The sequence below is a fragment of the Roseomonas rosulenta genome (assembly GCF_016106005.1).
Classification (GTDB): Bacteria; Pseudomonadota; Alphaproteobacteria; order Acetobacterales; family Acetobacteraceae; genus Neoroseomonas; species Neoroseomonas rosulenta.
Map to the genome: position 1 here is coordinate 1 of NZ_JACADR010000602.1, position 868 is coordinate 868.

Below are 868 nucleotides of genomic sequence, written 5' to 3' on the forward strand. Positions count from 1 at the left end.
CAGCGCCGCTACATGAGCCTTGAGACGCTCGCCCCCATCAGCGATGCTCCCAATGTCAGCCTGCCCGCCGTGGCAGACTGAACGCAGCTCATACCCGCTCAGGAGACCAGGGCGCTCCTACACCACGCTGCGGGACACGACCGGGCTTGGCGCGGTAGGGCAGATCGCGCGGACCGGCCGGCCGAGCGGCCAAGCCGTCTGCGCGCGGCTGACACACCGCGTGCCCAAGGCGCATGCCGCAGCCCCGCACATTCGGCGGTTCACTATGGTCGTCGTCTTTCTCATCCCGACTTGCGGGTCACGCTGAGCAGCAGGAGAGGGGAATTCGAACCGTAGCGGACAACCCGTAAAGGCTGGCTGGCAACCAGTGTCAGATGCCCACCGTGATGTATTGGCATCGTCGGTTGCGTGTCCCCGACTTGCCGGGGCGCTGAAGGCGCTGAGATCAACGCCACGCCTCAAGCCCGGCTGGACCCTGCTGCGGGAGTGGCACGGCAAAACCTACACCGTGCTGGCCCTGGAGGAGGGCTTCGAGATGGCGGGGCAGCGCGCCGAGCCTGACGGCGGTCGCGGCGGACCGGGCATCTCGCAGTCCTACGCGACGCGGCTGGTGCGCCTCGCCTGGCTGCTGCCAGACATCGTTGACGCCATCCTCGGCGGCTGCCAGCCCACGAACCTGATGGCCTCACGCCTGCTGCAGGACACTCGCATTCCCGCCGACTGGCAGGACCAGCGCCGGGCACTAGATGTTTGGTCCCGGGCTTTGGTGGTGCAGTCTTCTCCCTGGCATGGAGGGATGCGCTATGGGGCAGGTTCTTCACGGCTGCGCCCGCACGACAGAGGCGGTCCGTCGCGCGATCCAGCATAG

Annotated in this window: 1 protein-coding gene; it reads left to right on the plus strand. The window is 67.5% G+C overall.

Annotated elements, in window-relative coordinates:
* Positions 1–367 precede the first annotated feature (367 nt).
* Positions 368–868, plus strand: coding sequence for a DUF2924 domain-containing protein (locus HW578_RS27155; protein ID WP_198373801.1), 501 nt, complete (start codon positions 368–370; stop codon positions 866–868).